The organism is Leclercia adecarboxylata (assembly GCF_035787115.1).
Classification (GTDB): Bacteria; Pseudomonadota; Gammaproteobacteria; order Enterobacterales; family Enterobacteriaceae; genus Enterobacter; species Enterobacter adecarboxylatus_E.
Window position 1 is genome coordinate 611,977 of the sequence record NZ_JALKTL010000003.1, and the last position, 14,214, is coordinate 626,190.

General features: G+C 53.5%; 11 protein-coding genes. 9 read left to right on the forward strand and 2 right to left on the reverse strand.

The genetic code is table 11. From position 1 onward, the window contains the following. Positions 1–25: 25 nt before the first annotated feature. Positions 26–2,701 (reverse strand): bifunctional uridylyltransferase/uridylyl-removing protein GlnD, encoded by a 2,676-nt coding sequence (gene glnD, locus MXM41_RS13675; protein ID WP_325932525.1) that lies wholly within the window; start codon positions 2,699–2,701, stop codon positions 26–28. 62 nt (positions 2,702–2,763) lie between these two features. Continuing rightward, positions 2,764–3,558, reverse strand: a complete 795-nt coding sequence (gene map, locus MXM41_RS13680; RefSeq protein ID WP_138370465.1) for a type I methionyl aminopeptidase — start codon at positions 3,556–3,558, stop codon at positions 2,764–2,766. Positions 3,559–3,879: 321 nt separating this feature from the next. Between map and rpsB the strand changes: the two genes are divergently transcribed. The 9 genes from rpsB (at position 3,880) to bamA (ending at position 14,108) form a co-directional block, all read left to right on the forward strand. Further along, complete coding sequence (gene rpsB, locus MXM41_RS13685) at positions 3,880–4,605, forward strand: 30S ribosomal protein S2 (RefSeq protein ID WP_103178332.1); 726 nt, start codon at positions 3,880–3,882, stop codon at positions 4,603–4,605. 117 nt (positions 4,606–4,722) lie between these two features. After that, the gene (tsf, locus tag MXM41_RS13690) at positions 4,723–5,574 is read left to right on the forward strand and encodes a translation elongation factor Ts (RefSeq protein WP_325932527.1); all 852 of its coding nucleotides are present in this window, start codon (positions 4,723–4,725) and stop codon (positions 5,572–5,574) included. Positions 5,575–5,723: 149 nt separating this feature from the next. Continuing rightward, positions 5,724–6,449: a UMP kinase gene (gene pyrH, locus MXM41_RS13695; RefSeq protein WP_032616613.1), complete on the forward strand. Its 726-nt coding sequence runs from the start codon at positions 5,724–5,726 to the stop codon at positions 6,447–6,449. A 169-nt stretch (positions 6,450–6,618) separates the two neighbouring features. Beyond that, positions 6,619–7,176 (forward strand): ribosome recycling factor, encoded by a 558-nt coding sequence (gene frr, locus MXM41_RS13700; RefSeq protein ID WP_103178334.1) that lies wholly within the window; start codon positions 6,619–6,621, stop codon positions 7,174–7,176. Positions 7,177–7,268: 92 nt separating this feature from the next. Further along, complete coding sequence (ispC, locus tag MXM41_RS13705) at positions 7,269–8,468, forward strand: 1-deoxy-D-xylulose-5-phosphate reductoisomerase (RefSeq protein ID WP_325932528.1); 1,200 nt, start codon at positions 7,269–7,271, stop codon at positions 8,466–8,468. A gap of 185 nt (positions 8,469–8,653) precedes the next feature. Further along, complete coding sequence (gene ispU, locus MXM41_RS13710) at positions 8,654–9,412, forward strand: (2E,6E)-farnesyl-diphosphate-specific ditrans,polycis-undecaprenyl-diphosphate synthase (protein ID WP_325932530.1); 759 nt, start codon at positions 8,654–8,656, stop codon at positions 9,410–9,412. Positions 9,413–9,424: 12 nt separating this feature from the next. After that, positions 9,425–10,282 carry a phosphatidate cytidylyltransferase gene (cdsA, locus tag MXM41_RS13715; protein ID WP_325932531.1) on the forward strand — a complete coding sequence of 286 codons (858 nt, stop codon included), beginning with the start codon at positions 9,425–9,427 and terminating at the stop codon, positions 10,280–10,282. An 11-nt stretch (positions 10,283–10,293) separates the two neighbouring features. Further along, complete coding sequence (gene rseP / locus MXM41_RS13720; protein WP_325932533.1) at positions 10,294–11,646, forward strand: sigma E protease regulator RseP; 1,353 nt, start codon at positions 10,294–10,296, stop codon at positions 11,644–11,646. Positions 11,647–11,675: 29 nt separating this feature from the next. Then, on the forward strand, positions 11,676–14,108 hold the full coding sequence (gene bamA / locus MXM41_RS13725; RefSeq protein ID WP_325932534.1) for an outer membrane protein assembly factor BamA: 2,433 nt from the start codon (positions 11,676–11,678) through the stop codon (positions 14,106–14,108). Positions 14,109–14,214 lie beyond the last annotated feature (106 nt).

Genomic DNA, 14,214 nt, shown 5'->3' on the forward strand with positions numbered 1-14,214 from the left:
CAACTCTTTCCAGGTAAAAAAAACATCACCCTTTATCGTTTGGATTGAGGGCTGCTGTCAACCGTTGTTGCACTTCCTGTTGCAGGGCATTATTAAGCCCACGACGGTCGGCGGTGGCGATTATAAATAAATCTTCTACTCGCTCGCCAATGGTTGTAATTCTGGCGCCATGCAGCGAAATTCCCAGATCGGCAAAAACCTGCCCGACCCGGGCGAGCAGCCCCGGCTGGTCAAGCGCGATCAGCTCCAGGAACGACTTACGGTCGGTATGGGTGGGCAGGAAATTGACCTCGGTATCGACGGTAAAGGCGCGCAGTTTTGCTGGTTGCCGACGCGGCTGTGGCGGCTGCCAGCTGCGCTGGGTAATCGCCTGCTCCAGACCGTAGCGAATGGGTTCATGACGGTCTGCCGACAGCGGACTGCCGTCCGGCTCCAGAACAATAAAGGTATCCATCGCCATGCCGTCGCGGGTGGTGAAAATCTGCGCGTCGTGAACGCTGAGATTACGTCTGTCGAGTTCCGCACAAACCGCCGCGAACAGGTAGGGGCGGTCGGGGCTCCAGATAAAGATCTCCGTTCCGCCACGGGTCGCCTGCGGGCTTAGCAGGATCAACGGCTTCGTCAGATCGTGCTTTAGCAGATGGCGCGCATGCCAGGCCAGCTGGTTTGGACTGTGGCGCACAAAATAGTTGGCGCGACAGCGGGCCCAAATCAGATGCAGCGACGCTTCGCTGATATTTTCCATCCGCAACAGCGCCAGCGCCTGCATCTGGTGATGGCGCACGCGTTCGCGCATATCCGGCGTATTCTGCATCCCGCGACGCAGCTGTTTTTCGGTAGCGAAATAGAGTTCGCGCAGCAGGCTTTGCTTCCAGCTGTTCCACAGCGTTTCGTTAGTGGCGCAGATGTCAGCGACCGTCAGGCAGACCAGAAAACGCAGGCGATTTTCCGTCTGCACCTCTTCGGCAAACTGTTTGATCACCTCGGGATCCTGAATATCGCGGCGCTGGGCGGTCACAGACATCAGCAGATGGTGACGAACCAGCCAGGCGACCAGCTGGGTTTCCCGCGAATTAAGTCCGTGAAGCTCGGCGAACTTCAGCACGTCTTCCGCGCCCAGTATCGAGTGGTCGCCGCCGCGCCCTTTGGCAATATCGTGAAACAGTGCGGCAATCAGGATCAGCTCCGGGTTGGTAAGGCGCGGCCAGAGTTCAACGCAGAGCGGGTGACGGCTTCGCACCTCCTCTCTGGCGAAGCTCTCCAGTTTCAGCATTACGCGGATGGTGTGTTCATCGACGGTGTAGGCATGAAACAGATCAAACTGCATCTGGCCGACAATATGCGACCACTGCGGCATATAGGCCCAGAGCACGCTGTGACGATGCATCGGCAGCAGCCCACGGCTTACCGCGCCCGGATGACGTAACATACTCAGAAACAGCGAGCGCGCCTCCGGGATGTAACACAGCGGCTGCTTGAGATGACGACGGGCATGGCGCAGATGGCGCAGTGTCGTAGAGTAGATCCCGGTAATGTTGCTGTTACGTACCATGGTATAGAACATCCGCAGGATCGCTTCCGGCTTACGGATAAACAGCGTCTCGTCGCGCAGGTCGATCAGCGGGCCGCGCAGCTGGAATTCATCATCGATCGGACGCGGTTTCTCATCGGCAGTCAGGGCGAGGATTGCCTCATCAAACAGCTGCAATAGCATCTGGTTGAGTTCACCTACGCGGCGGGTGACGCGGAAGAAATCTTTCATCATCTGCTCAACCGGCTCGTTGCCTTCGCCGCTGTAGTGCAGGCGCTGGGCAACGCTCAGCTGACGATCGAACAGCAGACGGTTGTCGTAGCGGGTGACTTCCAGGTGCAGCGCAAAACGAATACGCCACAGCAGATGTAAACACTCGTTCAGCTCGGTACGTTCCGCTTCGGTGAGAAATCCAAAGCCAACCATCTCATCGAGCGAGGTGGCGCCAAAATGGCGGCGGGCCACCCACTGCAGGGTATGGATATCGCGCAGGCCGCCGGGGCTGCTTTTGATATCGGGTTCCAGGTTGTAACTGGTACCGTGGTAGCGCTGATGACGCACCTGCTGTTCATCGACTTTGGCGGCGAAGAATTTCTCCGATGGCCAGAATCCCTCGCTGAAAATATGCTTTTGCAGCTCAAGAAACAGCGCTACATCGCCAATCAGCAGCCGCGATTCAATCAGGTTGGTGGCGACCGTGAGATCGGATAACCCCTCTAACAGGCACTCTTCCAGCGTGCGCACGCTGTGGCCGACCTCCAGCTTGACGTCCCACAGCAGGGTCAGCAGTTCGCCCACTTTTTGCGCCTGTTCATCAGGCAGCTTTCTGCGGCTCAGAATCAGCAGGTCGATATCCGAAAGCGGATGCAGCTCGCCACGACCATAGCCGCCGACGGCCACCAGCGCGACATCGCCCAACTGACCAAAGCCGTAATCAATCCATAAACGCTGCAGGAGCTGATCGATGAATTCTGTACGCGCCTCAATCAGCGCTTCGGCGGAGATCCCGCTGTCAAAGGCGTTCCCCAGCCAGCGCTGGAAAGTGTCAATATGCGCTTTGATACCCGCGCACGTCAGCTCGGCCGTTGGCCAGACGCCTGGGTTATCCGGCTGACCAGGAAGGGTGGGGAGTGCCGTATTGGCATACTGTTCGGGTAAAAGGTTACTCATTGCGCGCCACCCATAAGAAAAAACGATAGCCATTAAAAAAGCCGGCATTTGCCGGCTTCTTATCATGCGTCTTGCGAAAGTATCGCCGGGATGGTGTCATCCTTGCGTAACGTCAGAATTTCGCAGCCGTTGTCTGTCACCACAATAGTATGCTCGTACTGGGCAGACAAGCTCCGGTCTTTGGTTTTCACCGTCCAGCCATCTTTCATGGTACGGATGCGGTAATCGCCAGAGTTGACCATCGGCTCGATGGTGAAGGTCATGCCCGCCTGCAGCACCACGCCGCCGTCATCGGCATCATAGTGCAGAACCTGCGGTTCTTCGTGGAAAACGCGACCAATACCGTGACCGCAGTATTCACGCACCACAGAGAAACCCTGTGCTTCAACAAATTTCTGAATCGCCGCACCGAGGGTACGCAGGCGAATGCCGGGTTTTACCATCTTCAGTGCCAGGTAGAGACTCTCCTGGGTCACTTTACACAGGCGTTCACCCAGAATGGTGGGTTTGCCGACGATAAACATCTTAGAGGTGTCGCCGTGGTATTCATCTTTAATGACAGTGACGTCGATGTTGACGATGTCGCCATCTTTCAGCAGTTTTTCGTCATCCGGAATGCCGTGGCAGACCACTTCATTAATAGAAATACAGACGGATTTCGGGAAGCCGTGATAGCCGAGGCAGGCGGAGACCGCGTGCTGCTCGTTGACGATATAGTCGTTGCAGATACGGTCCAGTTCACCGGTGCTGACGCCCGGCTTAACGAAGGGTTCGATCATTTCCAGCACTTCTGCGGCCAGACGACCGGCGACGCGCATCTTTTCAATTTCTTCAGGTGTCTTAATAGAGATAGCCATGTAATCTGTCCATCAGTGTCGTTTTTTTCGACAATACTAGTCTAAGTGTTGTCAATGGTATCAGTCTGGCGCACATGCTGCCAAATTGAGATTCCTTTACCGCACACACCGCCAACAATTGTTGGTTTCAGGTAGCGTTTTGTGGTATAAAGCGCGCCGGACTTCCGATCCATTTCAGATACACAGGATGGACGGGAGCGACAAATCTCACTTTGTGTAACAACACACACGTATCGGCACATATTCCGGGGTGCCCTTTGGGGTCGGTAATATGGGATACGTGGAGGCATAACCCCAACTTTTAAATAGAGGTTTTAAAACATGGCAACTGTTTCCATGCGCGACATGCTCAAGGCTGGTGTTCACTTCGGTCACCAGACCCGTTACTGGAACCCGAAAATGAAGCCTTTCATCTTCGGCGCACGTAACAAAGTTCACATCATCAACCTTGAGAAAACTGTACCAATGTTCAACGAAGCCCTGGCTGAGCTGAACAAGATCTCTTCCCGTAAAGGTAAGATTCTGTTCGTTGGTACTAAGCGCGCTGCAAGCGAAGCTGTGAAAGAAGCTGCTAACAGCTGCGACCAGTTCTTCGTGAACCATCGCTGGCTGGGCGGTATGCTGACTAACTGGAAAACCGTTCGTCAGTCCATCAAGCGCCTGAAAGATCTGGAAACCCAGTCTCAGGACGGTACTTTCGAAAAGCTGACCAAAAAAGAAGCGCTGATGCGCACTCGTGAGCTGGACAAGCTGGAAAACAGCCTGGGCGGTATCAAAGACATGGGCGGCCTGCCGGACGCACTGTTCGTAATCGATGCTGACCACGAGCACATCGCAATCAAAGAAGCTAACAACCTGGGTATCCCAGTATTCGCAATCGTTGATACCAACTCCGATCCGGACGGTGTTGACTTCGTTATCCCGGGTAACGACGATGCAATCCGTGCTGTTAGCCTGTACCTGAGCGCTGTAGCTACTACCGTTCGTGAAGGCCGTTCCCAGGATCTGGCTTCTCAGGCGGAAGAAAGCTTCGTAGAAGCTGAATAATAAGGTTCTACCCCTTATTAGTACCGTGTATGAATAGGGGCCCATTACCGGCCCCTTTTTTCAATTTATACTGTTTGGCCGCAGGCCGGGCAGTTCACATCTCCCGAGGATTTTAGAATGGCTGAAATTACCGCATCCCTGGTAAAAGAGCTGCGTGAACGTACTAGCGCAGGCATGATGGAGTGTAAGAAAGCGCTGGTTGAAGCAAATGGCGACATCGAGCTGGCTATCGAAAACATGCGTAAATCCGGTGCGATCAAAGCAGCTAAAAAAGCAGGCAACGTTGCTGCTGATGGCGTGATCAAAACCAAAATCGAAGGCAACTTCGGCGTGATTCTGGAAGTTAACTGCCAGACTGACTTCGTTGCTAAAGATGCTGGTTTCCAGGCATTTGCTGACAAAGTACTGGACGCAGCTGTAGCGGGTAAAGTGACTGACGTTGAAGTTCTGAAAGCACAGTTCGAAGAAGAGCGCGTTGCGCTGGTAGCGAAAATCGGTGAGAACATCAACATCCGCCGTGTTGCTATCCTCGAAGGCGACGTACTGAACAGCTACCAGCACGGTGCACGTATCGGTGTTCTGGTTGCGGCTAAAGGCGCTGACGAAGAGCTGGTTAAACAGCTGGCAATGCACGTTGCTGCAAGCAAGCCAGAATTCGTTAAGCCAGAAGACGTCTCTGCTGAAGTGGTAGAAAAAGAGTACCAGGTTCAGCTGGACATCGCCATGCAGTCCGGCAAGCCAAAAGAAATCGCAGAGAAAATGGTTGAAGGCCGCATGAAGAAATTCACCGGCGAAGTTTCTCTGACTGGCCAGCCATTCGTTATGGATCCAAGCAAATCTGTTGCGCAGCTGCTGAAAGAGCACAACGCTGACGTAACTGGCTTCATCCGCTTCGAAGTGGGCGAAGGCATCGAGAAAGTTGAGACTGACTTCGCAGCAGAAGTTGCTGCAATGTCCAAGCAGTCTTAATCAGCGAAAAGAAGCCGCCTGAGGGCGGCTTCTTTTTGTGTACGTCTGTGTAATTCAGCCAGATGCCTATAGTGTCTGTGTTGAGATGCGATATATCATGTCGCCGGAATTAACCCCATCTTAATCGTTGACAGTCCCAGGAAAGAAATATGGCTACCAATGCAAAACCCGTTTACAAACGCATTCTGCTTAAGCTGAGTGGCGAAGCGCTGCAGGGGTCGGAAGGCTTCGGTATCGACGCAAGCATTCTTGACCGCATGGCGCAGGAGATCAAAGAACTGGTTGAACTGGGCATCCAGGTTGGCGTAGTCATTGGCGGTGGTAACCTTTTCCGTGGCGCAGGTCTGGCAAAAGCCGGTATGAATCGCGTTGTGGGCGATCACATGGGTATGCTGGCAACGGTCATGAATGGCCTGGCAATGCGTGATGCCCTGCACCGTGCCTATGTGAATGCGCGCCTGATGTCCGCTATTCCGCTGAATGGCGTATGTGATAACTACAGCTGGGCAGAAGCGATTAGCCTGCTGCGCAATAACCGCGTGGTGATCCTCTCCGCCGGTACGGGCAACCCGTTCTTTACTACCGATTCCGCAGCCTGCCTGCGCGGTATCGAAATCGAAGCCGATGTGGTGCTGAAAGCCACCAAAGTGGACGGCGTGTTTACTGCCGATCCGGCAAAAGATCCTGCTGCAACCATGTACGATCAGCTGACCTATAGCGAAGTACTGGATAAAGAGCTGAAAGTTATGGATCTTGCCGCCTTCACGCTGGCTCGTGACCACAAACTGCCGATTCGTGTCTTTAATATGAATAAGCCTGGCGCACTGCGTCGCGTTGTAATGGGCGAAAAAGAAGGCACTTTGATCACGGAATAATTTCCGTCGACGATAAATACAGGTAAGATTCCGCTCTACTTTCTATGGGTTTCTTACCTGGACACGCCCCGGGCGTTGTCATGAATTAAACGGGACTATACTTAGCACATCTTTTAACGGTGGTGCTGGCGGATAGTCTGCCTGAGACAAGTTTTCAAGGATTCGTAACGTGATTAACGACATCAGAAAAGATGCTGAAGTACGCATGGATAAATGCGTCGAAGCGTTCAAAAATCAAATCAGCAAAATTCGTACAGGCCGTGCTTCCCCAAGCCTGCTGGATGGCATCGTGGTGGAATACTACGGCACGCCGACTCCACTGCGTCAGCTGGCTAACGTGACGGTTGAAGACACCCGTACGCTGAAAATCAACGTCTTTGACCGCTCGATGGGCCCGGCCGTTGAGAAAGCGATCATGGCGTCCGATCTGGGTCTGAACCCAAGCTCAGCAGGGACCGATATTCGCGTTCCGCTGCCACCGCTGACCGAAGAGCGTCGTAAAGACCTGATCAAAGTGGTTCGTGGCGAAGCCGAGCAGGGCCGTGTTTCTGTTCGTAACGTCCGCCGTGACGCGAACGATAAAGTGAAGGCGCTGCTGAAAGAGAAAGAGATCAGCGAAGACGACGATCGCCGTTCTCAGGACGACGTTCAGAAACTGACCGATGCCGCGATCAAGAAAATTGACGCGGCGCTGGCAGAAAAAGAAGCAGAACTGATGCAGTTCTGATTTCTGTCGTAATCTGATAAAACGCCGTACAGAAGGCCTATGGGCTTTGCTGGCGGCGTTTTGCTTTTCTGGTTCACTTTTCCGGGCATCTCATGAAGCAATTAACTCTCCTTGGCTCGACCGGCTCTATTGGTTGCAGCACTCTCGATGTTGTTCGCCATAATCCAGACCACTACGCGGTGGCCGCCCTTGTCGCAGGCAAAAATGTTCATCGTATGGTGGAACAGTGTCTGGAGTTCACCCCGCGCTACGCGGTAATGGATGATGAAGCGAGCGCCCGGCAGGTTAAGGCGTTGCTGGCGGAGAAGGGGAGCCGTACCGAAGTGCTGAGTGGGCCAAAGGCTGCTTGCGAAATGGCGGCGCTGGATGATGTCGACCAGGTCATGGCCGCTATCGTGGGTGCGGCGGGACTGCTGCCTACGCTTGCCGCGATTGATGCCGGAAAATCCGTTTTGCTGGCAAACAAAGAGTCGCTTGTGACCTGTGGCCGTCTGTTTATGGATGCTGTGAAGCGCAATGGCGCACGCCTTTTGCCGGTAGATAGCGAACATAACGCGATTTTTCAGAGTTTACCGCAACCGTTTCAGCAAAACCTGGGGTACGCTGATCTCGAGCAGAATGGCGTATCTTCTATCCTGCTTACCGGGTCTGGTGGCCCGTTCCGTGACACGCCGCTGTCTGAACTGGTCTCAATGACACCCGATCAGGCATGCCGTCATCCGAACTGGTCGATGGGGCGTAAAATCTCCGTTGATTCGGCCACCATGATGAACAAAGGTCTGGAATATATTGAAGCCCGCTGGTTATTTAACGCCTCGGCAGCACAAATGGAAGTATTGATTCACCCGCAGTCGGTGATCCACTCCATGGTGCGTTATCTGGATGGCAGCGTAATGGCGCAGTTAGGTGAACCCGATATGCGTACGCCTATCGCCCACACAATGGCCTGGCCAAACCGTGTGCAATCAGGGGTCAAGCCGCTCGATTTTTGCAAGCTGAGTGCGCTGACGTTCAGCGCGCCTGATTATCAGCGCTATCCGTGCCTGAAGCTGGCGATGGAGGCATTCGAGCAGGGGCAAGCGGCGACGACCGCACTCAATGCGGCGAACGAAATCGCTGTCGCCGCCTTCCTCGAAAAGCGGATCCGCTTTACGGATATCGCTGTGCTGAACCTGTCCGTTCTTGAGGCGATGGATTTACGCGAACCGCAAAGTGTGGATGACGTTCTGACCGTCGATGCAGAAGCCAGGCTCACGGCGCAAAAAGCGGTGACGCACCTCGCAAGCTGGTGATAAACCAGCCGCGGGTGGTCTTGCTATTTGTTAGCGTTGGGCTTCAGTGATATAGTCTGCGCCACCTGATTGCGGGTAGTTGATGTTATGTGGTCAGGTAAGCCGTGGTATGACACGGCTTTTTTACGTAAAGGCTTCAGTATTCCTGAGTACCGTTAAATCCTTTCAGGGACCAAAAACGCGTTATGTTGTCTGCGAACCAACCAATAAGCGAGAACTTGCCGGCTCATGGCTGTCGTCATGTAGCAATCATCATGGATGGCAATGGCCGCTGGGCGAAAAGACAAGGGAAGATCCGAGCCTTTGGGCATAAAGCTGGGGCGAAATCTGTGCGCCGCGCGGTTTCTTTTGCCGCCAATAACGGCATTGACGCGTTAACGCTCTATGCTTTCAGCAGTGAAAACTGGAATCGACCTGCGCAGGAAGTTAGCGCGTTGATGGAATTGTTCGTGTGGGCGCTCGACAGCGAAGTAAAAAGCCTGCACCGCCACAACGTTCGCCTGCGAATTATCGGTGATACCAGTCGTTTTAACCCACGTCTCCAGGAACGCATTCGTAAAGCGGAAGCGCTGACCGGGAAAAATACCGGCTTAACGCTCAATATCGCGGCGAATTATGGCGGACGTTGGGATATTGTCCAGGGTGTGCGGCATTTGGCTGAACAGGTTCAGGAAGGGCTCTTAAAGCCGGACCAGATTGATGAAGAGGCGCTGAGCAAGCAAATCTGCATGAGTGAACTTACACCCGTGGATTTAGTAATTAGGACAGGGGGAGAACATCGCATCAGTAACTTTTTGCTGTGGCAAATTGCCTATGCCGAACTTTACTTTACAGATGTTCTTTGGCCCGATTTTGATGAACAAGACTTTGAAGGTGCGCTGCATGCCTTTGCCAATCGAGAGCGTCGTTTCGGTGGTACCGAGCCTGGTGGCGACAACGCCTGATGGGGGTAGCTTTTGCTGAAGTATCGCCTGATTTCTGCGTTTGTTTTGATACCTGTTGTCATCGCGGCGCTGTTTTTACTGCCTCCGGTGGGATTTGCTATTGTCACACTGGTTGTTTGCATGCTGGCGGCGTGGGAATGGGGACAGCTTAGCGGCTTTACTTCGCGTTCCCAGCGGGTATGGCTGGCGGTGCTTTGCGGCCTGATGCTGGCATTAATGCTCTTCATGCTGCCAGAGTACCATCACAATATTCATCAGCCGATCATTGCAGGGTCGCTCTGGCTTTCGCTGGGATGGTGGCTGGCAGCGCTGCTGCTGGTGCTCTTCTATCCGGGTTCTGCCTCGCTGTGGCGTAACTCGAAAGCGCTGCGCCTCTGCTTTGGGTTGTTTACCATCGTTCCTTTCTTCTGGGGAATGCTTGCCCTTCGCACCTGGCACTACGACGACAACCCTTACAGCGGCGCGTTATGGCTGCTTTATGTCATGATTCTCGTCTGGGGGGCTGACTCTGGCGCCTATATGTTTGGTAAACTGTTTGGCAAACATAAACTGGCTCCGAAGGTCTCCCCGGGCAAAACCTGGCAGGGGTTTATCGGCGGTCTGTTTACGGCAGCGATTATCTCCTGGGGTTATGGCGTCCTGGCCAACCTGGAGGTCGCACCGGCAACATTATTGGTCTGTTCAATCGTCGCAGCGCTGGCTTCCGTGCTGGGTGATTTGACCGAGAGTATGTTTAAGCGTGAAGCAGGGATCAAAGACAGTGGCAATCTTATTCCAGGGCACGGCGGTATTCTGGATCGTATAGACAGCCTGACGGCGGCAGTTCCCGTGTTTGCCTGCCTGTTTTTGCTGGTGTTTGGGACGATTTAACGGAAGGTTTTATGCTTAGCATTCTCTGGAATCTGGCGGCGTTCATTGTTGCACTGGGTGTGCTTATCACGGTGCATGAATTTGGCCATTTCTGGGTTGCTCGGCGCTGTGGCGTACGGGTAGAGCGTTTTTCCATTGGCTTTGGTAAAGCGCTCTGGCGTCGTACCGATCGCCACGGCACAGAATTTGTTATTGCCCTTATCCCCTTAGGCGGCTATGTCAAAATGCTGGATGAACGCGTAGAGTCGGTGGCACCTGAAATGCGCCACTACGCGTTCAACAACAAAACAGTTGGTCAGCGCGCCGCTATCATTGCTGCCGGTCCGGTTGCAAACTTCATCTTCGCCATCTTTGCTTACTGGCTGGTGTTTATCATCGGTGTCCCTGGTGTTCGTCCGGTTGTTGGTGAAATTACACCCAACTCCATTGCGGCAAGCGCGCAAATTAATCCGGGCATGGAACTTAAAGCAATTGATGGTATCGAAACCCCTGATTGGGATGCCGTTCGGTTGCAACTGGTTGCCAAAATTGGCGATGAGAAAACCACCGTCAGCGTGTCACCTTTCGGTTCGGCGCAGCGTCAGGACAAAACGCTGGATTTACGCCACTGGTCGTTTGAGCCGGACAAAGAAGATCCTGTCGCGGCATTAGGCATCCGGCCACGAAGCGCACAGATTGAACCGGTACTGGCTGAAGTCCAGGTTGATTCAGCAGCACGTAAAGCGGGTTTGCAAGCGGGCGACAGGATCGTTAAAGTCGATGGTCAGCCTTTAACGCAATGGATGACCTTTGTTACTCTGGTGCGTGATAATCCAGGTACGCCACTGGCGCTGGAGATAGAAAGGCAGGGGAGCCCGCTCTCCTTAACGTTGATTCCGGATACTAAACCGGGTAGCGGTAAGGCTGAAGGGTTCGCAGGCGTGGTGCCAAAAGTGATCCCGCTACCTGATGAGTACAAGACAATACGCCAGTATGGGCCGTTCAGCGCCATCCTTGAAGCCACGGATAAAACATGGCAACTGATGAAGCTGACTGTGCAGATGCTGGGAAAATTGATTACCGGTGACGTAAAACTGAACAACCTCAGTGGGCCGATCTCGATCGCTCAGGGGGCTGGGATGTCAGCAGAGTTCGGGGTGATTTACTATCTGATGTTTCTTGCGCTCATTAGCGTGAATCTCGGGATAATCAACCTGTTCCCACTTCCCGTTTTAGACGGGGGCCATCTGCTGTTTTTAGCGATAGAGAAGCTAAAAGGCGGGCCGGTATCCGAGCGAGTTCAAGACTTTAGTTATCGCATTGGTTCGATTTTACTGGTGCTGTTAATGGGGCTTGCACTTTTCAATGATTTCTCTCGGTTGTAAGAGAGTGTTAGGAAGAACGCATAATAACGATGGCGATGAAAAAGTTGCTCATAGCGTCGCTGCTGTTTAGCAGCGCGACCGTATACGGTGCTGACGGGTTCGTAGTGAGAGATATTCATTTCGAAGGCCTTCAGCGAGTCGCCGTTGGTGCGGCCCTCCTCAGTATGCCAGTGCGCCCAGGCGACACGGTTAATGATGAAGACATTAGTAATACCATCCGCGCCCTGTTTGCCACCGGCAACTTCGAGGACGTTCGCGTTCTGCGCGATGGTGATACGCTGCTGGTTCAGGTGAAGGAGCGTCCGACCATTGCCAGCATCACTTTCTCCGGCAACAAGTCGGTGAAAGACGATATGCTCAAGCAGAACCTTGAGGCCTCTGGCGTCCGTGTCGGCGAATCCCTGGATCGCACCACCCTGTCTGATATCGAGAAAGGGCTGGAAGATTTCTACTACAGCGTCGGTAAATACAGCGCGAGCGTAAAAGCGGTCGTGACGCCGCTGCCGCGTAACCGTGTCGATCTGAAACTGGTCTTCCAGGAAGGTGTATCCGCGAAGATTCAGCAGATCAACATCGTCGGAAACCATGCATTCAGCACCGATGAACTGATCTCCACGTTCCAGCTGCGAGACGAAGTGCCGTGGTGGAACGTGGTAGGTGACCGTAAATACCAGAAGCAAAAACTGGCAGGCGACCTTGAAACCCTGCGTAGCTACTATCTGGATCGTGGTTACGCCCGTTTCAACATCGACTCGACGCAGGTTAGTCTTACGCCGGACAAGAAAGGTATCTACATCACGGTTAACATTACCGAAGGCGATCAGTATAAGCTTTCTGGCGTTGAAGTGAGTGGCAACCTGGCGGGTCACTCTGCTGAGATCGAAAGCCTGACCAAACTGCAGCCGGGTGAACTGTATAGCGGCTCGAAAGTGACCAAAATGGAAGACGGCATTAAAAAGCTGCTCGGCCGTTATGGTTATGCTTACCCACGCGTCCAGACCCAGCCTGAAATCAACGATACGGATAAAACCGTTAAGCTTCACGTCAACGTCGATGCGGGTAACCGTTTCTACGTGCGTAAGATCCGCTTTGAGGGTAACGACACCTCTAAAGACTCCGTCCTGCGTCGCGAGATGCGCCAGATGGAAGGCGCGTGGCTGGGCAGCGACCTGGTTGATCAGGGTAAAGAGCGTCTGAACCGTCTGGGTTACTTCGAAACAGTTGATACCGACACCCAGCGTGTTCCGGGTAAACCGGATCAGGTTGACGTTGTTTACAAGGTTAAAGAGCGTAATACCGGTAGCTTTAACTTTGGTGTCGGTTACGGCACCGAGAGTGGCGTCAGCTTCCAGGTGGGCGTACAGCAGGATAACTGGTTAGGTACGGGCTACTCCGTAGGTATCAACGGTACCAAGAACGACTACCAGACTTATTCTGAGCTCTCCGTGACTAACCCTTACTTTACCGTGGATGGTGTGAGTCTGGGCGGTCGTATCTTCTATAACGACTTTAAAGCGGATGATGCAGACCTGTCGTCCTATACCAACAAAAGTTACGGTTTAGACGGCACGCTCGGCTTCCCGATCAATGAATACAACACCCTGCGTGCGGGCTTAGGTTACGTGCATAACGACCTGTCCAACATGCAGCCTCAGGTGGCGATGTGGCGTTATCTGGACTCTATCGGGCAGTCGGCGAGCACCTCCGGTGATGACAACGGCTTTGCCGCCGATGACTTCACCTTTAACTATGGCTGGACGTACAACCGCCTCGACCGTGGTTTCTTCCCGACCGAAGGTTCACGCGTCAACCTGAATGGTAAAGTGACCATTCCGGGCTCGGACAACGAGTTCTACAAGGTTACGCTTGATACCGCGTCCTACTTCCCGATCGACGAAGATCACAAATGGGTGGTTCTGGGTCGTACACGTTGGGGCTATGGCGATGGTTTAGGTGGCAAAGAACTGCCGTTCTATGAGAACTTCTATGCGGGCGGTTCAAGCACCGTGCGTGGCTTCCAGTCCAACAACATTGGTCCGAAAGCGGCCTACTACGGCGGCAACGACGAAGATAACTGCGATAAACCAGCCACTGACGGTGCAGGCAACAAAAACGTCTGTAGCTCTGATGACGCAGTCGGTGGTAACGCCATGGCTGTCGCCAGCCTGGAGTTTATTACCCCGACGCCGTTTATCAGCGATAAGTATGCCAATTCCGTACGTACCTCGTTCTTCCTGGACGCGGGTACCGTATGGGATACTAACTGGCAGAATACGGCTGAAACGCGAGCCGCGGGTATTCCGGACTACAGCGATCCAGGCAACATTCGTATGTCTGCCGGTCTCGCACTACAATGGATGTCACCGCTGGGGCCGTTGGTCTTCTCCTACGCCCAGCCGTTTAAGAAATACGAAGGAGACAAAGCGGAGCAGTTCCAGTTTAACATTGGTAAAACCTGGTAATTGCCCGTCGCAAAGGAATGCGTTGGCAGTGTAGCGCTGACAACTGGCGATCGCAGGATCGCCTTGCCACGCAAAGAACGGTACCTTCGGGTGCCAATGGGATGGT

Bases quoted from the DNA above. Each gene is read 5' to 3' on its own strand.
- bamA (WP_325932534.1), top strand. From the start codon at position 11,676: ATGGCGATGAAAAAGTTGCTCATAGCGTCGCTGCTGTTTAGCAGCGCG.
- map (WP_138370465.1), bottom strand. From the start codon at position 3,558: ATGGCTATCTCTATTAAGACACCTGAAGAAATTGAAAAGATGCGCGTC.
- tsf (WP_325932527.1), top strand. From the start codon at position 4,723: ATGGCTGAAATTACCGCATCCCTGGTAAAAGAGCTGCGTGAACGTACT.
- rpsB (WP_103178332.1), top strand. From the start codon at position 3,880: ATGGCAACTGTTTCCATGCGCGACATGCTCAAGGCTGGTGTTCACTTC.
- ispU (WP_325932530.1), top strand. From the start codon at position 8,654: ATGTTGTCTGCGAACCAACCAATAAGCGAGAACTTGCCGGCTCATGGC.
- pyrH (WP_032616613.1), top strand. From the start codon at position 5,724: ATGGCTACCAATGCAAAACCCGTTTACAAACGCATTCTGCTTAAGCTG.
- ispC (WP_325932528.1), top strand. From the start codon at position 7,269: ATGAAGCAATTAACTCTCCTTGGCTCGACCGGCTCTATTGGTTGCAGC.
- rseP (WP_325932533.1), top strand. From the start codon at position 10,294: ATGCTTAGCATTCTCTGGAATCTGGCGGCGTTCATTGTTGCACTGGGT.
- glnD (WP_325932525.1), bottom strand. From the start codon at position 2,701: ATGAGTAACCTTTTACCCGAACAGTATGCCAATACGGCACTCCCCACC.